We start from the raw sequence: 19,645 nt of genomic DNA, 5'->3' as shown, positions 1-19,645 counted from the left end.
ATCGGAAGTCACCGGACCGGGCGGGCGACGTAGATCGTCGGCACGAGGAAGTGAGGCGCGGGCATGAGCGCACTGGAACTGATCACGGACGCCGCGCAGCGGCCCCTGGAGGCGGCGCGGGCCGCCGTGGAGGGGGCCTCCGCGGACACCCTCAACGAGATGCCCCGCGGTGAACTGAACTCCATGTCCTGGCTCGTGTGGCATGCGGCGCGGCAGCAGGACGCCCAGGTTGCCGAGCTGCGCGGAGCGGAGCAGGTGTGGCGTTCCGGCGGGTGGTGCGAGAGGTTCGGGCTGGACCGCCCGTGTGAGGACTTCGGCTTCGGGGACGATCCGCAGGCCGTGGCGAGCGTGCGCGTGGACGATCCCGAGTTGCCGCTGGGCTACCTCGAAGCCGTCACGAATACCACGGCCGAGTACGTCCGTTCCCTCTCGGAGGCCGAGCTGGACGAGGTCATCGACGATTCCTGGGATCCGCCCGTCACGCGGGGTGTGCGGATCGTGTCCGCGATCGACGACGCCGCCCAGCACGTGGGGCAGGCCGCCTACGTCCGCGGGCTGGTCGAGCACGGCTGGTCCGGGAAGTACTGAACACGCGGGGATCTTAGTCTTCATGCAACTACATGGACACCCCCGGTTCACCTACACTGGCTGTACTGACTATCGGGCCGCGGGCTAACGGTGCCGAAGTCCATCCCGGGAGACACGATCGCCTCATGACTCGTTCACGCTCACGCGCCGCGGCGGCCAGGAAGCCGTCCATGGCGCTGACCGCCTTCACGTCCTTCTCCATGCTCGTGGCCGTGAGCGTCGCGCTCAGCAATGGCACCGAAACCGCCCCCTGGCAGCCAGCCATGGCTCACGACGCGCAAGGCCCCCAGCGCCCGGGCGTTCCCGCTCCCGACGACGACGCCGCGCGGCCGGCTCAGGCCTCCCTGTTCGCCGTGGTGCCGGACCAGGCGGCGATCGCCGCGTCCCACGACGTTCCGGTGACCGCCCCGGGCACGTTCGTCCGCAATGCGGTGGAGATCGCTCCCGGGGGTTCCGGTCCCCGCGCCTCCGGAGCCGGAGGCGCGGGCGCTGCCGGATCCGGAAGCGGTTCGGGCTCGAGCGGCTCCGGGAGCGGCGCGGGTGACACGTCCCCCGTGGCACCGAGCACGCGCGCTCCGGCGACCTTCGAGGGTGAGCTGCCCGTCAACACCATCATCGCCCCGGCCCAACCGGTGGTCGTGCTGGACGGTGGCCGCTTCGGATGGCGGATCGCCCCGGACACCAAGCAGAAGGACTTCCACAACGGCACGGACATCTCCGTGCCGGAGGGCACACCCGTGGTAGCCGCCCTGGACGGCACCGTCACAGCGGTCTTCTGGGACGTGTGGGGTGGCAACCGGGTGGAGGTCACGCACGCGGACGGCATCAAGACCACGTACAACCACCTCAAGGACGTCATGGTGCGCGTGGGGGACACCCTGCGCGCCTCCGAACAACTGGGCACCGTGGGGCAGACGGGTCTGCGTGTCACCGGCCCCCACCTGCACTTCGAGATCTGGGTTCACGGCAAGGTCGCGGATCCGGAGTCCTTCGACTGGGAGACCGGCAAGGGTGTCATCCCCGCGTCGCGCGCGCCGTATTCCGCGGAGGACCAGGCCGCGATGCAGCCTCCCGTGGATCCGCACGCGGAACCCGGTACCGATTCCGGTCCCGCACCGGCCGACGTTCCCGACGCAGATCACGAACGCGTGATGGCACTCGGCCGGAAGACCCCGCAGCCGGCAGCGGCGTCGTCGAACTCCGGAAAACCGGCCGCCGCGAAGCAGGCGTCCGGCGAGAAGGCCGGGAACGACGCCAAGAAGTCCGCGCCCCAGGCTGCGTCGGCCACGAAGGCACCTGCCAAGAAGGGGCCCGCTCACGAGTCAGGGTCGACGACGACGCCGCGCCCGAACACGACCCCGTCCGGAGCATCCACGCCGGGCAGGCCCGAGCAGACCCCGGGCCGGGCGACACCGGGAGGACACGACTCCGGCGCTAAGAAGTCGGGGGACAAGACTTCCACGCCGATCCCGTCGAAGTCCGGTGGTTCCGCGGGTAAGCCGAGCGATCCGGGCACGCAGAAGCTCGACCCGAGCGGCTCCCCGACTCGGAGTGCTACGCCGATCCCGTCGAAGTCCGGTGGCCTCACGGGTGAGCCGAGCGATCCGGACAAGCAGAAGGTCGACCCGAGCGGCTCCCCGACTCAGAGTCCTACGCCGACCCCGTCGAAGTCCGGTGGCGCCACGGGCACCCCGAGTGATCCGGGGGAGACCCTGCCCACCCCGAATCCGTCGACGTCCGGGCGTCCCAAGCCACCGGGGCGCACCGCGCCCGTGGATCAGCTGACCACGCTGGAGCAGGTGCAGCAGCGCACGCAGCACCTGCTGGCCACGCAGTTGGTGCTGACCCCGGCTCAGCAGTTCGGACCCGCCACGCCACTGAACACCGAGTTGACCTTGCTGTCCCAGCGGCTCACGGGTTCCAAGCTGGCCGCCGCGGATCCGTCGTTCACCGCGCAGCTGAACAAGACCCAGCACGCGGTGGCGGCGGCGTCGGCGAAACCGGCGGACAAGAAACTCACCGCGGCGGCCACGGCCGAGCTGACCACGCTGCAGAAGCTGGTGGCCGATGCCCCGCCGTATCAGCCCCCGGCTCCCTCTGCCAAGGACGGGTGAGGATCGGGGTTCCACCTCCCGCCCGTAACGGCGGCGGTGGGTACCCGTGGGCCGGCGATCCCGCCCACAGCGGCGGGCGACACCCCGGTGTTCCGGACATAGAGGTGCTTACCCGAAGGGCCACCCCGCTCGCACGCGGGGTGGCCCTTCGGTTCGCTCGGGTGGATCAGTGGGCGGCACGCACCCGCATGCCCGTAGCGGGGCGGGTCAGCATGTGGGTCCACGAGAACGTGAGGTCGTCCGGGTCGGTGCCCAGTTCCACGTTCGGGCGGGCCAGTGCCACCACGGCCGCGGACAGGGATGTCACCGCGATCTTCTCACCGGGGCAGCGGTGGCCCGTACGGACCTCGGCACCGCCCTGGGGGATGAACGTGCGGATGGCCTCGGCGTCGTCGACCCCCATGAAGCGTTCGGGGTCGAAGGTGCCGGCGCGCTCCCACGAGGCGGGATCGTTGTTGGTACCCAGGATGTCGATCAGCACGCGCTGACCCTTGTGGATGGGGCAGCCCTTGATTTCAGTGTCCGCGGTGGCCTCGGCGGGGAGCATCGGGACGAACGGGTAGACGCGGCGGACCTCCTGGGCGAAGGCCACGGCCTCCGGGATGTCGAGCAGAGAACCACCCCGTGCCTGGGACGCCTCGTGGATACGGGCGGCCCATTCCGGGTGCTCCACGAGTGCTGCCCCGGCGAAGGCCGCGAAGCGAGCCACCGCCACGTTGGGGCGGGTGAGGTTCTGCAACTCCACCGCGGCGGTCTTCTCGTCCACGAGGCCACCGTTCTCGTCCACGAGACGCGCCATGTGGGCGAGCACCGAATCCGGGTCGGCGGCCACGGTGCCCGAACGCACCCCGTGGATCAGCTGCGTGAACGTGCGATCCAGGCGAAAGCGCTCGAACCATGAGATCGGGTGCGTGGCGGGGCGCCCAAAGGTGTCCAGCAGACGGCTCATACGGCGGGCCTGCCGGTCCATCTCCTGGCGGCTCCACGGGATCCCGGCCCAGCGGAAGGACGCACGGCCGAAGGCCAGGGCCGTGCCGTCGTAGACGTTGCCGGGGGAGGTCCATTCACGGATGAGCATCTCGAGTTCCTCGGCCACGAACGGCTTGTACTGGGCCACCCGCTCGTCCTCGTAGGCCATGTCCGCCATCTGGTTCTTACGTGCGGCGTGGGCGTCCCCGTCCAGGGCGTGGACGGCACCCGACCCGAAGAGCGGGCCGCGGACGAACAGGGGCATGGCGCCGTCGCGCTTCATGCGGGAGGTGTCGTAGAAGAGGTCCACCCCTTCTTCCCCGCGCACCAGGACCGAGCGCTTGCCCAGCAGGTTCATGCTCACCGGGGCGGCGGACCCCGGGGAGACGCCCGTGCGACGTCGTACGCGCGAGGCGAAGAGGTAGCCCGAGCGCAGGAAGGAGAGGACTTGGTCGGGGCGGGTGCGTCCCGCGGTGGAAGTCATGCTCCGATCGTACGGGTACTGACCTTTCGCCGACTGGGAGGTTTCAACGCCGGGCACGCACCCGCAGGGCGCCCGCGAAGAAGAACGCGAACAGGCCCATAAGCGGGAAGACGAACAGCGCGGTCCGCAACCCGGCGGCATCGGCGAAGAGGCCGATCAGCGGGGGCGAGAGCACGAACACGATGCGCATGCACCAGCTCACCAGGGTGAGGCCCGTGCCGGGTCTCAGGCCGGGGGCGCGGTCCGCGGCGGCATAGGCGTTGGGGACCATGGTCGCGCAGCCGAAGCCCGCGAGGGCGAACCCAGCCAGGGCCACCCACGGTGTCGGCGCGAGCGCCACGGCGCCCAGGCCCACGAAGATCAGTACGCCCCCGATGCGCGTGACCAGCACAGCGCCCAACGCGTCGATCAGCCTGTCCCCCAAAAGGCGACCCACGAACTGCGCGCCCACCAGGCTGACGTAGCCGAGCCCCACCATGCCCACGGGTGCGCCCAGGGCGTCCCGCAGGTAGACGGCGGACCAGTTGGAGCCCACGTCTTCCACGAGCACCCCGGACATGGCGACGACGGCGATCGGCAGCAGCGCGAGCGCGGCCACTCCCGCGCTACGCGGGAGCTTGGGCATCCCGGCGGTGTCCAGGGGGGCGTTCTCGGCCTGGGTGGCGGCATGTTCCGCGTGGTCGTCGGGGACGGCCCAGCGCATGGCGAAGGCCGCCACGGCCGCGAAGATGACACCGCTGATCAGGAAGTGCCAGGGCAGGGGTAGGTTCATGGCTGCGGCGGCGGTGCCCATGAGGCCGCCGATCACGGCACCCACGCTCCACAGGGCGTGCATGGAGTTGATGATGGAGGTTCCGGCGAGGCGTTGTACTCGCAGTCCTTGCGCGTTCTGCGCTGTGTCCACGAGGGCGTCCAGCATGCCCGCGACGAACAATCCGATCCAGAACACGGCCACGAGGGGAACGGATCCGGCCACGAACACCGCGGTGGCGAGCAGGATCGAACCCACCACGGCGACGCGCGCCGTTCCGAACCTCCGCAGGATGGGGGCCGGCAGGGGGCCCGCCACCACACCTCCGATGGGGAAGGCGATTAGCGCGAACCCGTACAGGGCGTTGGACAGGTCGTACATGTCCTTGATCTCGGGCAAGCGAGGCAACAGGTTGGAGAAGATCGCGCCGTTGGTGAGGAACAGCAGGGACACCGCGATGCGCGCTCGGGTGATCCGCAGGCGGTCCATGGCCGGTGGTGGGGAAGCTGGCGTCACCCCGTCAGGCTACGGGCCGGGGAGGGTGGAGCACACTCGGGGGTGGTGTGTGCGTGAGTCCGCAGGGCCTGAATCCGCGGGGTTCGTAACATGAACATTTTGGGTGAGAAATGCGTGAAAAGTACACCCACCGGGGTGTTTGACATGTATGTCAAAAGCGCGCATTGAGTCATTCGCCCGAAATAATCGGAATCTCCCACCAAGCCAAGGCATCGTCAATATCGACATTTTGCGCCATGCAGAACGTGGATTCGTCCAGGACGCCTCCCTCCCCACGAGGCCCCTGGGGGTCGATTTAGGTTGTGCGAGACCTATGGTTAACTGAGAGAAGCCTCAGGACTGGGGCTGGACCGAGTCTCCCCGGGCCCCGGTGTGAGAACTCAAGAAGGAGTGAAGAACATGGCAGGCAACCGTTCCGTCGTCTTCCGCGGCGTGAAGAACATGCAGGTTGAGGATCTGGACTTTCCGAAGCTCCAGATGCCCAACGGCAAGAAGGCACCCCACGGTGTTGTCCTGAAGATCGTGGCTTCCAACATCTGCGGTAGTGACCTCCACATCTACCGCGGGTCCTTCCCCGCCCCGGAAGGCATGGTCATGGGGCATGAGATGACCGGGGAAGTCGTGGAAATCGGCTCTGACGTCGAGTTCCTGAAGGAAGGCGACCTGGTCTCGGTTCCCTTCAACGTGGCTTGCGGCCGCTGCCGCAACTGCCGCAACGGTCGCACCGAGGTCTGTCAGACCTGCAACCCGGACGCCGATTCCGCTGCCTACGGCTTCAACCTGGGCGGCTGGGACGGCGGACAGGCCGAGTATCTTTTTGTTCCCTATGCGGACTTCCAGCTGCTGAAGTTCCCGGACCGTGACCAGGCCATGGAGAAGATCCGCGATCTGGCGCTTCTCTCTGACATCCTCCCGACTGCCTTCCACGGCCTCATGGAGGCTGGCGCCAAGCCCGGGTCCACTGTCTACATCGCGGGGGCCGGCCCCGTGGGCCGTTGCGGCGCCGCAGCTGCGCGCCTGCTGGGGGCATCCTGCATCATCGTCGGCGACCATGACAAGGATCGCTTGGCCCTGATGAAGCGCAACGGTTGCGAAACCATTGACCTCAACGAGGATGTCCCGCTGCAGGACCAGATCGAAAAGATCCTTGGCGAGCCGATGGTCGACTGCGCCGTGGACTACGTCGGCACCGAAGCTCACGGCATCGGCAAGGACGCGGACAAAGAGGATCCGGCCTATGCGATCAACCAGGTGATCGACGTTACCCGCGCGGGAGGCGCCACCGGCATCATCGGCATCTACGGGCCTGACCCCCTGGCGGATTCCAAGGACGAGCAGAACGGCATCTACCCGATTGAATTCGGCAACGCCTGGATCAAGTCCCCGAAGATCACCGCTGGCCAGGCGCCGATCATGCATTACAACTACGAGTTGATGCAGGCGATCCTGTGGGACCGCATGCCGTACCTGTCGGACATGCTGCAGACCAAGGTCATCAGCCTTGACGATGCTCCTCAGGCCTACGCGGACTTCGACAACAGCTCGCAGGAGAAGTACATCATCGACCCCCACGGCATGATCGCCTCCTGATCTTGCTCACCCGGTGGTGATGCCCTGGCAATTTGCCAGGGCCTCACTACCTCCAGGACGCGCCCCAAGCTGAGGGCGCCTTTTCGTTCTCTCCTATGGCCGGTCAGGAAAACAGCTGGCCGTGAACCCGGTGCCAGGGGTTCCACAGCACCCTCCGTTGACGGCGCGTCGAGCTGGAGGAAGCGGGGGCCACCATCACCTCCGCCGGGCGGCGGGTGCCCATGACCGCACTCATCGCTGTGGGCCTCATCCGCGGCGAAGGTTTCCATACCGCCCCCAGACCAGTCCCTTGGCACCTTCCGCTCAAACCCCTGAGGCATCGGAGAGCACCGGTCGGCTGCTCGAACGCGTCCGCGAGCTGGAAACCGAGGTCCAGGAATGGCGCCGGCGCGCCGAAGTTGCTGAAGCACGAGCCGAAGAGCGCCGCCGAGCTCTCGACGCCCTCCAGATCGCGAATGAAACCGAGCGCATGGCGCTGCGCACGCTCACCGGGCAGAGCTCCCACATCACGCAGGCTCCTGCTACTCCAGAACCTGTTCGTCCCACCCCGACGGCAGAGCCGGAAACGTCACCAGAACCCGCAGCCCCTGTGGCACCGCCCGAGCCGCGCCGCGGGTTCTTCTCCCGCATCTTCTCGGCCTAAGCCCAGCTACAGGCCCCGCCCGTGGTCCTCTCGGTCGGAGCCGGGACGAGGAAGGTGCTGCACCTGTTCCAGGGGATGGGCCGGGACCACCCGCTGTTGCTGCTCGGGCTTCGGGGACTGCCTCCGAGGTGCTGGGGTGTCTCGTTCCACGACCTTGCGGATCTGCTCCCACTCCGCGCGGCGGACCGCTACCACCTCGGTCTTTTGCTCCTGCTGCTGACGCACTGTGACCACCGAGCGTTTACCCCGCCCCGCCTCACGGCGCCGCGGCGCCGTCTGCAAACCGTGCTCCAACGCCAGCCGGGTGCACGCGCTCTGGGCCGCACGCCGGTCGTTGCGCCCGTGCCACACCGTCCCCTCGTCACTGACCCGGCACACCACCACATGCACATAGTCATCAGCGTGGCGGACCATCACCCACGGGTGCTCCTCGAAACCCATGGGATGCGAGACGTCTCGTGAGCGCCTACGTGAGGGCATGACGAAAGCGCGAATTTCCGGGTTTCTTCTACCCTCGGCGATTCTCGCAACTATGTATCGTAACCCAGTGACTAGAGTTGTGTACTCATCGTTGGTTGCGAGACACTCGGGGTCGTCATGGGAAAGCTCATCGGTTATGCGCGGGTCTCGACCCGGCGGCAGGATGCCGACCGGCAGGTCGAGGACCTGCTAGCGGCCGGGGTCCGGCGGGATGACCTCTACGTCGATCAGGGGGTGTCCGGGGCCCGGGCCTCCCGGCCGAAGTTCGACAAAGTGATCGCCGCGCTGCATGAGGGGGACACCCTGGTGATCACCACCCTGGACCGGCTGGGCCGGTCCACCCAGAACATGCTCGCCTTCGCCGAGACCCTCAGAGAACGAGGTGCAGGGCTGCGGGTGCTGAACCTGGGTGGGGGAGACGTGGACACTCACACGCCGATGGGCTCGATGGTGTTCACGGTGATGGCCGCCTTGGCCCAGATGGAGCTGGAGATCAAGCGCGAACGCATCACCGACTCCGTCGCCAAACGACGGGCCGCCGGTCAGGACCTCGGCGGCCGGCGCCCGACCTTTACCGAGTCGCAGATCCGCAGTGCCGCCCACCTGGTCGAGTCCGGCCAGCCCGCCACACAGGTCGCCCGCGATCTGGGCATGTCCCGAGCCACCCTCTACCGACGCATCCGCGACCTACCCGCTGCAACGTAGCGCTCTTGACACAGCCCCTCGTCTGCAAGCGGCAACATGGGGGGCATCCAGACTTATGCCATACATCGGTGCCATGCCAGAAGACTGGAAGACAGGTGCCAAGGTGGGGACGATACTGCCGTCTACTGGCGCCGACTTCTGCGGGCGACTTGGGTGATTGTGACCCTAGCCCCTTTCATTTTGCCCTGTCAGGTGGCGCGGCGGCGATGACGCCAGGCTGCGATGCCGGCCAGGACGGCAGCGACGGCGAGGAAGGGCAGGCCGAGCCGCCAGACCTCTCCCTCGACCTGCGTGGCCAGGCCGATGCAGGAGACGAGACCGGCGACCGGCAAGAAGGACGGGACGCGGAAATGGCGGTGCTGAACGGCATCGCGGCGCAGCACCAGGACGGCGGTGTTGACCGCGGCAAACACCACGAGCAGCAGCAGGACCATGGTGCTGGCGAGAATCTCGAGCGTCCCAGTGAGGGAGAGAACCAGGGAGAGGCCGGTGGTGACGATGATGGCCACCCACGGTGTCCGACGGCGGGGCAGTAGCCGGGCCAGCCCTGCTGGCAGAAGTCCGTCGCGGGCCATGCCGTAGGCCAGGCGGGAGGACATGATGCCGGTCAGCAGGGCGCCGTTGGCCACTGCCACCAGGGCTATGAGGCTGAAGACCACCGGAGGGATGATGCCCGCGGCGGTGACGACCTGCAGCAGAGGAGCGCTGCTCTCGGCCAGGTCAGCCGTCGGGACGACCGCCGAGGCCGCGACCCCCACCAGTGCGTAGACAACGCCGGCGACGATGAGAGCGCCGAAAAGCGCCCGGGGGTAGGACCGGGCCGGATCCTTGGTCTCCTCGGCGATGTTCACACTGGTCTCGAAGCCCACATAGGAATAGAAGGCCAGCACGGAACCGGCGAAGACGGCGGCGAGTGGGCCGTTCTCAGATGTCCCCAGCTCGGTCAACCGACTAAGGTCGCCGTCACCCCGGGCCACCACGATCGCGCCGAGGACAATGACCAGGAGCAGGCCGGAGACCTCGATGATCGTGGCCACCCGGTTGGCGCCCATCGACTCCGAGATGCCCCGCGCGTTCAGTGCTGCGAGCAGACCCAGGAAAACGACCACGACCAAGGTTGTGGGGAGGGTGATGAACTCTGTCAGGTAGTCACCTGCGAAGCCCAGGGCCAGCGCCCCCACTGAGATGATGCCCGCCGAGAGCATGCAGAACCCCACCAGGAAGCCGACGAACGGACCGAAGGCCCGGGTGGCGTAATGGGATGACCCGCCGGCCCTCGGATACTTGGTGGCGAGTTCGGCATAGGAACCGGCGGTGAGCAACGCGAGAACGAGGGCCACCACGAGCGGCACCCAGACGGCGCCTCCCGCGATCCTGGCGATCTCACCGGCCAATACGTACACGCCGGCACCGAGCACGTCACCGAGGATGAACAGGAACAGGCCCGCAGTGGTGACCGTACGGCGCAGACCCCGCCCTTGGGCGCTGGTAGAGGTTGATGACATGAAGCAACAGTAGACCCGGCTGGCCGCCGGGGTACTCAGTTTGCTCAGACCCGCTCCGATACCAGCAGAAGAGTTGAGTCCTGACTGGACGCTCGAGATCCTCGGCACCACCGTTCTGCACCAGGGTATGGATTAGCTGCCCAGGACGATGGTGGATACGAACATCTCTACCCCGCCGGCCAGTTATGTCGACCAGACGTCGGGTCCGTCGATGGATTCGGAGTCGCCCGGCTCGCCCCACTGTTGGAGTCGACTCCGACACAGAGTCGGCTCAGACGGGGAAATACTGCAGTTGGTTAGCCCTTGGGGTGAGGCAGTGCGGCAGTTACCGTGAGTCGAGTCAGGCCGATACGCGGGGAGGGAACACCCTGCCCGCCTAGAGAAGGAGACGCAGTATGTTCATTCATCAGCAGAAGCTCCAGTACAACTCCAGACCGGAGAAGCCTGATGCGGTGTATGCGCGCAAGCTTCAGGAGGTGATCGGGGGCCAGTATGGGGAGATCACGGTGGCGATGCAGTACAGCTTCCAGGCGTGGAACGCGCACATTCCCGGCAAGTACCGTGACCTGTTGTTCAGCACGGCGGCGGAGGAGTTCGGCCACGTGGAGATGCTGGCCACCATGGTGGCCCAGCTGCTGGAGAAGGCGCCGTTGGGTATCACCGAGGATGCCGTCCAGGATGATCCGGCCGTGGCCGCGGTGATCGGCGGGACGGATATGCAGCAGGCGATCGTCTCCGGTGCCGGGGCGCGGCCGGTGGACAGCATGGGCAATCCGTGGACTGCCGGGTATGTCACCGCCAGCGGCAACCTGCTGGCGGACATGACCTCGAACGTGAATGCGGAGATGCAGGGCCGGACCCAGGTGGCGCGGCTGTATCACATGACCGACGATCCGGGGATCCGGGACCTGTTGTCCTTCCTGCTGGCCCGGGACACCATGCACCAGAACCAGTGGGTCGCGGCGGTGCGTGAGTTGCAGGCGGACGGTCTGGAGGAGATGCCGGTGCCGAGCAACTTCCCACAGTCCAAGGAGGCCAGCGAGCACGCCTACACCGCCTACAACTTCTCGGACGGGGAGGCGATGGAGCAGGGATCGTGGGCCTCGGGCCCGACCCCGGACGGCAAGGCCGAGTTCTCCTATCAGCCCGAGCCGATGCCGGGAGTGCCGATGCCGCCTCCCACCCATCCCGATGCCCGGTTCTACGGCACCACGGAGCTGCCGAACATCGTCGAGAAGGCCGCTGGAACCATTCAGGACAAACTCAACAAGGAATAGGCCCGCGGGCGACCTTCGACGGTGTCCCCGGTCGCATCCGGCTGATACCCTCGCGTTCACCCACCCCGCATGTATCAACACATCTACAACCTCTGAAGGCTGCAATGATCAAGTGGCTTCACAGCATGGGAATCAAGTCCGAGTACGCCTACGCGGCCGGTTTCGGCTCCATCGGGATGACGTTCGCGTCCTGGCTCGCCTCGCGCGGCAAGCCCGATGACTCACGGGCACAGTCCGACCGCTGGGGCATCTTCGTCGGCCAGTGGGCACCGACCTTCCTGGCTGTCGGGATCGCCCTGCGGCTGGAAGAGCAGAAGTCTTTGACCATGAAGAAGTGACTCCCTAAGTCACTAGCGCAGGAAGAGCCCGGGGCCGGTCGGTCCCGGGCTCCTCGTGTCGCAGGCCGGAGAAGAGATGATTCGTTCCCGAGATCACGGAGACACTTCATGAGCGCCCCGAGCGGGGCGCCTCCTACCAGTGCCGCACCGCCTACATCTACGCCACCACGGAGAAGGGTGCCAAAACCCTCCGCGCGGAGCTGGATGCCGCGCAGACCGCCGATCCGTCCGTGGCTTGGACGGCCGCGATACGCGGGATCTCTACAACCTGGTGGAGGAGATCGCCCAGAAGGGTGCAGCGGTCGGGTTCGTTTCGGAGCGGATCACCGTGGACTGCCACGGCGCGTCTCCACTAGATTCGTTGATGCTGGGAATCCTTGCGGCCTTCGCGGAGTTTGAGCGGCGCAGGATCAAAGAGCGACAGGCTGAGGGGATAGCGATCGCGAAGGCTAGCGGGAAGTATGCGCAGACTCCCAAGCTGTCGGCAGACGACGTAGAGCAGGCGCGGGCCATGGTCGACATGGGGATCCCCAAAACCGAAGTGGCTGCGCGGTTCAAGGCCGCCAGACGTTCTATACAGCCCTTGGGACTGCTGCACGAATAGGTGACATCTGATCTGTGACGCTGTGAGGCATCGCTAGAAGAATGAACACCGCGCCCAAGCCCCATCCCCAGGAGTTCCGCGACGACGTCGTGAACGCCCCAGGGGGCAGGACAAGGGGCAACGGCGTCCACCAGATGGACTTACCCGCTGGCCTCACCGGATGCCAAAGCGAGGTAGCGGTATACAGTAGCCCGGCTGACCCCGAGCAGCTTGGCGATCTCCGGCGGCGTGAGTCCCGCATGCCGGTACTGGCCAGCCTGGCGAACCCTTTCCGTCTCTGGGGTGACTGCCGGCCGACCACCTCTACGGCCGCGGGCCGCGGCCGCGGCCAACCCGGCCTTGGTGCGTTCGGCAAGTTGGTCGCGTTCGAGCTGCGCGAAAGCGGACATCACTGTGAGCATTGCCTTGCCCATCGGCCCGGTGGTTGCGATCCCCTCGGTAAGGGACCGGAAGTTGATGCCCTGGGACTCGAGCCGGTCAATCAGCTCAAGCAGCTGACGGGTGTTGCGTCCCAGCCGGTCGAGTTTCCACACCACGACCTCGTCCCCGGCGCGGGCGTGCTCGAGCAGCTTGTCGAGCTGGGGGCGCTTGGCCTTGGTCCCACTGACCCCATGGTCGGTGTAGACCTTCTGGCATCCCGCGTCCTTCAGGGCGCGGGTCTGTAGGTCCGCGTTCTGCTCGACAGTGCTCACGCGCGCGTATCCCAGGCTTGCCATCCGGTCCTCGTCTCAATAACTCGACTGTTTTCGGTTTGTTGAGACGATAGCGAATGAGACAGGCAAATGAGACAAAAGGGCACGGTTGTGGCGTTGGTGGGTTGCGTGTGGAGTTCGCCGGTAGGTGGCGTGCTTCTAGTTGTTGTGGGTCATGAGGTTCTTGTCGCGGGTGCGCCGATGAGATGAGGAACGGGCTCCTCGCCACAGGATGGAAGTTCCTACACCGTCCGTCCGTACGAGAGAGCCCGTTCATGACCCACCGTAATGCACCCCTGACCCCGACCGGCCGGCTGCGCATGGTGGCCCGTCACCTCGAGGACGGGATCCCCAAGGCCCACGTCGCCGCCGAATTCCACGTCAGCCGTCCGACGGTGTCCACCTGGGTGGCCCGCTACCTCGAAGACGGCGAGGATGGCCTGGCCGACCGGCCCTGCACCCCTGTCGGGAGTCCGTTCCGCACGGCCCCGGAGGTGGTGGAGCGCATCGACGCCCTGCGCCGGGGCCGGAAGTGGTCGGCCCGGCGCATCTGGCACCACCTGAGCGCCGGCGGCTACGACAACGACCCCCAGGACGAGAAGGGCCCCGGGCCCTTCCACGCCCCCGTGACCATCGCGCTGCGCACCGTGGGCCGGTGGCTGGCCCGGCTGGGGATCTCCCGGTTGCGCGACCTCACCCCGGACGGAGAGGACTCCCGCCGGGTCCCGCGGCGAATCACCGCGCACTGGCCCGGGCACATGGTCCACCTGGATGTGAAGAAGGTCGGCAGGATTCCCTACGGCGGCGGGTGGCGTGCCCACGGCCGCGGCACGACCAAGGCCCTGGCAGCCAAACGCGGTCCCGGGGCCAGGATCGGCTACACCTACCTGCACACCGCCATCGACGGGTTCTCGCGCCTGGCCTACACCGAGGCCCTCGACGACGAGAAGGCCACCACCACGATCGGGTTCTTCGCCCGGGCGAGGGCGTTCTTCGCCGCTCACGGGATCGAGCGGGTCCACCGGGTGGTCACCGACAACGGCGCCAACTACCGAGCCAAGGACTTCACCCGCACCGTTGAGGCCCTGGCCTCGAAGCACCAGCGGATCCGCCCCTACATCCCGAGGTACAACGGCAAGGTGGAGCGGTACAACCGGTTGCTCGTCGACGAGGTCCTCTACACCCGGACCTACGCCACCGAGCACGACCGCCGGACCGCGATCGGGACCTGGGTCAATCACTATAATTACCACCGCCCGCACACTGCCTGCGGCGAGAAGCCCCCGGCCTCACGCGTCCCGGCCCGTGTCAATAACGTCATGCCCTCTTACATCTAGGGAAAAAGCCATGTTGTTGACGCGTGCCGGGGTTCATGAAGCCGGGAAGCCGGTGGGGCGCCGAATGCTGTGGGCGTACGGTGGAATCAGAACGACGTGATCCGGTGATCAGGTGAGCGACCCATCCCTGGTACCGTCGCGCCCACTTGGCTAGAAGGGAACGGCATGAGCACCCCCTCCCACGGCGAGGACCTGCAGGGGTCGCCGGCGCGGATGTCCCCGGATGCTACCCCGGTGTCTGCTCGGCGGCGGATCCCGTTGCGGTCGACCTGCGCGCAGCCCCACGCCTGTCCGGCGCCGGTGCGGATGCGGGTGCTGTCCCGGACACCGATGTTCGCCGGGCTGGTCGAGGAGCAGCTGGCCGACATCGACCGGAGGATGACCTCCCTGTCCTGGGCTGAGGGGGACGCGCTCCACGTCGAGGGCGCACCGGCTGAGCACCTCTACCTCGTAGCCGCGGGACGGGCCAAGGCTTACCGGACCGCCCCGAATGGGCAAGAGGTCGTGGTGGAGCTACTGGGGCCGGGAGACCTGTTCGGCGGGCTGCGCACCCTCGGCCAGGAAGCCTACGCCGAGACTGTCGAGGCTTTGACCACCGTGTGCGCCCTGCGGATCGGCGACGATGCGTTCCGCCAGATCCTCGGCGAGCACCCAGAGGTGGGGCTGCGGGTGCTCGAGGACACCACAGCGCTGCTCGCCCAGGCCCGCGCCGACGTCACCCGGCAGTCCACGGGCACCGTGGCCGAGCGACTGGCGGCGGTCCTGCTGCGCCTGGCGGAGAAGTTCGGGGAGCCCGCCCGCGAGGGCGGGACCTTGATCGAGCTGCCGCTGTCGCGGGCGGATCTGGCGGGGATGACCGGGTCGACCCCGGAGTCCGTCTCCCGGGTGATGAGCCGGTGGCGCAAGGACGGTGTCATCGACGCCGGCCGCCGCTGGACTGCCGTGCGTGACCCGCGCTGGCTGGCGGAGATCGCCGGAGCGGAGGCCTGACCCCCGAGCTTCGCGGTTGATTGACGCCCGTCATGGTCCGAGGACCCGGTCCTTCGTAGGTTGGAGACACACCCGATGAGGTGAGTACTCCACAACAGGGAGAGGAACCATCACCATGACCACCACCACAGCCACCACCACTCACACGGTCCTGCGCGCCGAGGGCTTCTCCTGCCCCTCCTGCGTGGCCAAGATCGAGAAGCGCGTCGGGCGTCTGAAGGGCGTCGACGCGGTGAAGGTCCACTTCGCTTCGGCCCGCATCGAGGTCGACCACGACCCTGCCCACGTGAGTGTGGAGGACATCGTCGCCGCTGTTGCCAAGGCCGGCTACACCGCCCGCCCCGCCGCCTTCTGACCCGCCGCACCCACAGCCCGCGCCGCTGCCGGGACCTCCCCAGGAGGTCACGGCAGCGGCGCTCTTCGTTGCCCGCCGAGCCGGCGCTCATTGGCCCTTCCTGCGATCGTGCGGTTGATTGATCCCCGACATGTTCGGGTCCGTGGGCTGTGCGTAGCGTCGTGAACAAGCTCCCATCAGGGGCGAGAACGGTTACCAGGAAGGACGGACATCATGAACAGGGTGCAGAGGTGGATTTACGGCCGGTGGGCGATCCCCGCGGTTGCGGGGGTGCTGATCCTTGCCTCGTTCGCAGCGTCCGAGGTTGCTGGCTCGGTCCTGTGGGCGGATGTGCTCATGCTCGCCGCCGCCGTCGTCGCCGGCTACCAGATCGTGGTCAAGGCCGTGCGGGCGTTGGCCGCCCGCATGGTCGGGATCGACCTGCTGGTGGCGGTCGCCGCGATCGGGGCGGTCATCATCGGCAACTACTGGGAGGCCGCCGCGGTGACCTTCCTCTTCGCGGTCGGTCACGCCCTGGAGTCGGCGACCCTGAACAAGACCCGCTCGGCACTGGCCGAGCTCGTCGCGGTCGCCCCGGACACCGCCGTCGTACTCCGTGACGGGGAACAGGTCGAGGTCACGGCCACGGGCGTGGCCATGGGCGAGATCGTGCTGGTCAAGAACGGGGCCAAGGTTCCCGTCGACGGCCAGGTCGTGGCCGGCACCGGTGCCGTGGACGAGGCCTCCATCACCGGCGAGTCCATCCCGGTGGAGAAGGCCAAGGGCGACCAGGTCTTCGCCGGCACCGTCTCCCGCGGCGGGTTCCTGCAGGTGCTGGCCACCGGCATCGGCGCGGACACCACCCTGGCCCGCATCATCCACCGGGTCGAGGAGGCCCAGGACGCCAAGGCGAGGACCCAGGCCTTCATCGACCGGTTCTCCGCCTGGTACACCCCCGCGATCATGGTCCTGGCCCTGGTGGCCGGACTGGTCACCGGCGACGTGGTGCTCGCGCTGACCCTGCTGGTCATCGGCTGCCCCGGTGCCCTGGTCATCTCCATCCCGGTCGCCATCGTGGCCGGCATCGGCCGGGCCGCCAAGAACGGCATCCTCATCAAGGGCGGGGAGTTCCTGGAGACCTCTGCGAAGATCACCGCCGTGGCGGTGGACAAGACCGGCACGCTCACTGAGGGCCGCCCGCAGCTGACCGACGTCGTGGTCCTCGACCCCGCCCTGGACCGCGCCGACGTGCTGCGCTGGGCCGCGGCCGCCGAGGCCGGCTCCGAGCACCCGCTCGCCCGTCCGATCCTCGAGGCCGCCGCAGCCGAGGGAGTGGGCGCCTCCGGGATCCCCGAGGGGATCGACCCGGTCCCGGGCAAGGGCATCGTCGCCACCACCACCGGCGGTGTGCGGGTGCTCATCGGCAACGCCGCGCTGCTGGAGCAGCACGGCATTCCCGACACCGGTGCCGTGCGCACGGCCGAGGAGATGGCCGCGGCCGGGCGGACCCCGATGATCGTGGCCGTCGACGACGCCGTGGCGGGGGTCATCGCCGTGGCCGACCAGGTCCGCACCGACGCCGCCGAGATGGTCGCCCGGCTCCACGAGGCCGGGGTGGACAAGGTCGTCATGCTCACCGGTGACGCCCCGCTCGTGGCCCGGGCCATCGGCAGCGTCACCGGCGTCGACGAGATCCACGCCGGCCTGCTGCCCGAGGACAAGCTCGACGCCGTGGCGGCCCTGCAGCGGGAGGGCCACGTCGTGGCCATGGTCGGCGACGGCGTCAACGACGCCCCCGCCCTGGCGACCGCGGACATCGGGGTGGCCATGGGCGCGGCCGGCTCGGCCGTGGCCGTGGAGACCGCCGACATCGCCCTGATGGGCGACAACCTGCTGAAGCTGCCCGAGGCGATCGGGCTGGCCAAGCGCACCGTGGGCGTCATGCACCAGAACATCACCGTCGCCCTGATCACGGTGGTGCTGCTGCTGGCCGGGGTCTTCGCCGGCGGGGTCACGATGTCGATCGGGATGCTCGTCCACGAGGCCTCCGTGCTGATCGTCATCGCCAACGCCATGCGCCTGCTGCGCCGCACCCAGGACACCACCCCCACCCGCACCACCACACCGGCCGTCCCGACCACGAACCGGGTGACCTCCCGGTCCTAGGACACCACCGTGGCGGGCGGCCCCACCCCAGGACCGCCCGCCACGGGGCGGAACGCACTACCAGTCCTGCCCGGCCCCGGGCAGAAAAACCACCATCACTGCAGGAGGAACATCATGAGCGCGCAAGAGCACTTCACCATCGAGGGCAACATTGAGCACTTCACCATCGCCGACATCGCCGGCCGCAACCCCGACTTCCGCCGGGTGCTGTGGACCGGCCAACACTCCCAGATCGTGATCATGACCATCCCCGCCGGTGGTGAGATCGGTGAGGAGGTTCACGAGCACACCGATCAGATCCTCACCTTCGTCGCCGGCACCGGGGAAGCCGACCTGAACGGGCACACGCATCCGATCGAGGCCGGTGACCAGTGCGCGGTCCCGGCCGGGGCCCGGCACAACTTCCGCAACACCGGGGATGAGCCCCTGGTGCTCTACACCGTCTACAGCCCACCCGAGCACGCCGCCGAAGCCGCCTACGCCACCAAGGAGGAGGCGGACGCGGCCGAGGCCGCCGGCCGGGACGAATCCCCGACCACCTGAGCCCGCACCCGTCCACACCTTCTAGAGAAGAAACGAGGAAGACCATGTCCACGGTCTACGTGTTCACCGACTTCGGCGGTCCTGAGACCCAACAGCTCCTCGATCGGCCCGCCCCGCAGCCTGGCCCGGGCGAGCTGGCCGTGGAGGTTCGGGCCGCCGGGGTGAACCCCGTCGACTGGAAGATCCGCTCCGGGGCATTGGGGCGGGACCGGGAGCTGCCGGCCCCGATGGGCCGGGAGGTCTCCGGCGTCGTGACCGATCTCGGGGAAGGCGTGGAGGGTTTCGCGGTCGGTGACGAGGTCCTCGGCCCCGTCGCCGACGGCCACGGCGGGTTCGCCGAGCACACCCTCGTGCGGGCGGCCGAGGCGGTGGCCAAGCCCGAGGAGATCTCCTTCGCCGACGCGGCGACCATCCCGGTGGCTGCGGCCACCGCCTATGACGCCACCCACCAGATCGAACTCGACCCCGGCCAGAGGCTGCTGATCCTCGGCGCCGGCGGCGGGGTGGGACTGATGGCCGCCCAGATCGGGTCCGTCCACCAGTTCACCGTCATCGGCGTCGCCAGCCAGTCCAAGCGCAAGATCGTCGAATCCACTGGGGCGACCTTCGTTCCCTCCGGGGAAGGCGTGGCCGACCGCGTCCGCGAGGTCGCCCCCGAGGGGGTGGACCTTATCGTCGACCTCGTCGGAGGTGAGGCCCTGCGCGAGGTTGTTGGTCTGGTTGCCGATCCGACCAGGATCATCTCCGCGGCCGACGCCACGACCGCCACAGAACTGGGCGGGGCGGCACTGGAACGCACCCAGGAGGCGATGGAAAAGATCACCGAGGTCATCGAATACGGACTCGTCGATCCCCACGTCACCGCCTGCTACCCCCTGACAGAAGCAGGACGGGCGATCGCCGAGGTCGAGACCGGCCACGCCACCGGCAAGATCGTCCTCGAACCCACCCCGTGTGCTGATCCTGGGCACGCCCGGAGCCTCGTGCGGTGAGAACAAGGGCGCCGGTGTGGCGGCCCC

19 protein-coding genes are annotated in these 19,645 nt (G+C 67.9%); 14 read left to right on the top strand and 5 right to left on the bottom strand.

What is annotated here, in order from left to right; all coding sequences use genetic code 11:
- Positions 1-63: 63 nt before the first annotated feature.
- Both RF637_RS08115 and RF637_RS08110 read left to right on the top strand, forming a co-directional pair.
- Complete coding sequence (locus RF637_RS08115; RefSeq protein ID WP_144933087.1) at positions 64-588, top strand: DUF664 domain-containing protein; 525 nt, start codon at positions 64-66, stop codon at positions 586-588.
- Positions 589-713: 125 nt separating this feature from the next.
- Entirely contained in the window at positions 714-2,702 is a 1,989-nt protein-coding gene (locus tag RF637_RS08110) for a peptidoglycan DD-metalloendopeptidase family protein (protein ID WP_368844555.1), read from the top strand.
- Positions 2,703-2,868: 166 nt separating this feature from the next.
- Here the strand turns inward: RF637_RS08110 and RF637_RS08105 are convergent, their stop codons facing one another.
- A complete protein-coding gene (locus RF637_RS08105; protein WP_368844554.1) occupies positions 2,869-4,155 on the bottom strand; it encodes a cytochrome P450 in 1,287 nt (428 codons plus the stop codon).
- Between the two features lie 43 nt (positions 4,156-4,198).
- Complete coding sequence (locus RF637_RS08100) at positions 4,199-5,422, bottom strand: MFS transporter (RefSeq protein WP_368844553.1); 1,224 nt, start codon at positions 5,420-5,422, stop codon at positions 4,199-4,201.
- 399 nt (positions 5,423-5,821) lie between these two features.
- Here RF637_RS08100 and RF637_RS08095 point away from each other — a divergent pair, with 399 nt between their 5' ends.
- Both RF637_RS08095 and RF637_RS08090 read left to right on the top strand, forming a co-directional pair.
- Positions 5,822-7,012: an alcohol dehydrogenase catalytic domain-containing protein gene (locus tag RF637_RS08095; RefSeq protein WP_368844552.1), complete on the top strand. Its 1,191-nt coding sequence runs from the start codon at positions 5,822-5,824 to the stop codon at positions 7,010-7,012.
- A gap of 289 nt (positions 7,013-7,301) precedes the next feature.
- The gene (locus RF637_RS08090) at positions 7,302-7,655 is read left to right on the top strand and encodes a hypothetical protein (protein WP_368844551.1); all 354 of its coding nucleotides are present in this window, start codon (positions 7,302-7,304) and stop codon (positions 7,653-7,655) included.
- 6 nt (positions 7,656-7,661) lie between these two features.
- Here RF637_RS08090 and RF637_RS08085 read toward each other — a convergent pair whose 3' ends face one another.
- Complete coding sequence (locus RF637_RS08085) at positions 7,662-8,135, bottom strand: relaxase/mobilization nuclease domain-containing protein (RefSeq protein WP_368844550.1); 474 nt, start codon at positions 8,133-8,135, stop codon at positions 7,662-7,664.
- 117 nt (positions 8,136-8,252) lie between these two features.
- Between RF637_RS08085 and RF637_RS08080 the strand changes: the two genes are divergently transcribed.
- A complete protein-coding gene (locus RF637_RS08080) occupies positions 8,253-8,840 on the top strand; it encodes a recombinase family protein (RefSeq protein WP_368844549.1) in 588 nt (195 codons plus the stop codon).
- Between the two features lie 188 nt (positions 8,841-9,028).
- Here RF637_RS08080 and RF637_RS08075 read toward each other — a convergent pair whose 3' ends face one another.
- The gene (locus tag RF637_RS08075; RefSeq protein ID WP_368844548.1) at positions 9,029-10,345 is read right to left on the bottom strand and encodes an APC family permease; all 1,317 of its coding nucleotides are present in this window, start codon (positions 10,343-10,345) and stop codon (positions 9,029-9,031) included.
- Between the two features lie 395 nt (positions 10,346-10,740).
- Here RF637_RS08075 and RF637_RS08070 point away from each other — a divergent pair, with 395 nt between their 5' ends.
- From RF637_RS08070 to RF637_RS08060, 3 genes are all read left to right on the top strand, one after another.
- The gene (locus tag RF637_RS08070; RefSeq protein ID WP_035965578.1) at positions 10,741-11,622 is read left to right on the top strand and encodes a manganese catalase family protein; all 882 of its coding nucleotides are present in this window, start codon (positions 10,741-10,743) and stop codon (positions 11,620-11,622) included.
- A gap of 125 nt (positions 11,623-11,747) precedes the next feature.
- On the top strand, positions 11,748-11,960 hold the full coding sequence (locus RF637_RS08065; RefSeq protein ID WP_368844547.1) for a hypothetical protein: 213 nt from the start codon (positions 11,748-11,750) through the stop codon (positions 11,958-11,960).
- A gap of 271 nt (positions 11,961-12,231) precedes the next feature.
- A complete protein-coding gene (locus RF637_RS08060) occupies positions 12,232-12,564 on the top strand; it encodes a recombinase family protein (protein ID WP_240919039.1) in 333 nt (110 codons plus the stop codon).
- Between the two features lie 140 nt (positions 12,565-12,704).
- Here the strand turns inward: RF637_RS08060 and RF637_RS08055 are convergent, their stop codons facing one another.
- Positions 12,705-13,280 (bottom strand): recombinase family protein, encoded by a 576-nt coding sequence (locus tag RF637_RS08055; RefSeq protein ID WP_035965574.1) that lies wholly within the window; start codon positions 13,278-13,280, stop codon positions 12,705-12,707.
- A gap of 251 nt (positions 13,281-13,531) precedes the next feature.
- On the opposite strand from RF637_RS08055, the gene RF637_RS08050 reads away from it, so the two are divergent.
- The 6 genes from RF637_RS08050 (at position 13,532) to RF637_RS08025 (ending at position 19,618) form a co-directional block, all read left to right on the top strand.
- The gene (locus RF637_RS08050) at positions 13,532-14,593 is read left to right on the top strand and encodes an IS481 family transposase (protein WP_167317933.1); all 1,062 of its coding nucleotides are present in this window, start codon (positions 13,532-13,534) and stop codon (positions 14,591-14,593) included.
- Positions 14,594-14,758: 165 nt separating this feature from the next.
- The gene (locus RF637_RS08045) at positions 14,759-15,583 is read left to right on the top strand and encodes a Crp/Fnr family transcriptional regulator (RefSeq protein WP_084118103.1); all 825 of its coding nucleotides are present in this window, start codon (positions 14,759-14,761) and stop codon (positions 15,581-15,583) included.
- Between the two features lie 115 nt (positions 15,584-15,698).
- Positions 15,699-15,938 (top strand): heavy-metal-associated domain-containing protein, encoded by a 240-nt coding sequence (locus RF637_RS08040; RefSeq protein WP_035964356.1) that lies wholly within the window; start codon positions 15,699-15,701, stop codon positions 15,936-15,938.
- Positions 15,939-16,151: 213 nt separating this feature from the next.
- A complete protein-coding gene (locus RF637_RS08035; protein ID WP_368835477.1) occupies positions 16,152-18,083 on the top strand; it encodes a heavy metal translocating P-type ATPase in 1,932 nt (643 codons plus the stop codon).
- A gap of 114 nt (positions 18,084-18,197) precedes the next feature.
- Positions 18,198-18,626, top strand: coding sequence for a cupin domain-containing protein (locus RF637_RS08030; protein WP_052160849.1), 429 nt, complete (start codon positions 18,198-18,200; stop codon positions 18,624-18,626).
- A gap of 44 nt (positions 18,627-18,670) precedes the next feature.
- Positions 18,671-19,618, top strand: a complete 948-nt coding sequence (locus RF637_RS08025) for an NADP-dependent oxidoreductase (RefSeq protein ID WP_368844546.1) — start codon at positions 18,671-18,673, stop codon at positions 19,616-19,618.
- Positions 19,619-19,645: the final 27 nt, after the last annotated feature.

It is taken from the genome of Kocuria sp. CPCC 204721 (assembly GCF_040980945.1).
Lineage (GTDB): Bacteria > Actinomycetota > Actinomycetes > Actinomycetales > Micrococcaceae > Kocuria > Kocuria marina.
Note: the sequence above shows the minus strand (reverse complement) of the source record. Positions and strands in the feature narration are given on the sequence as shown.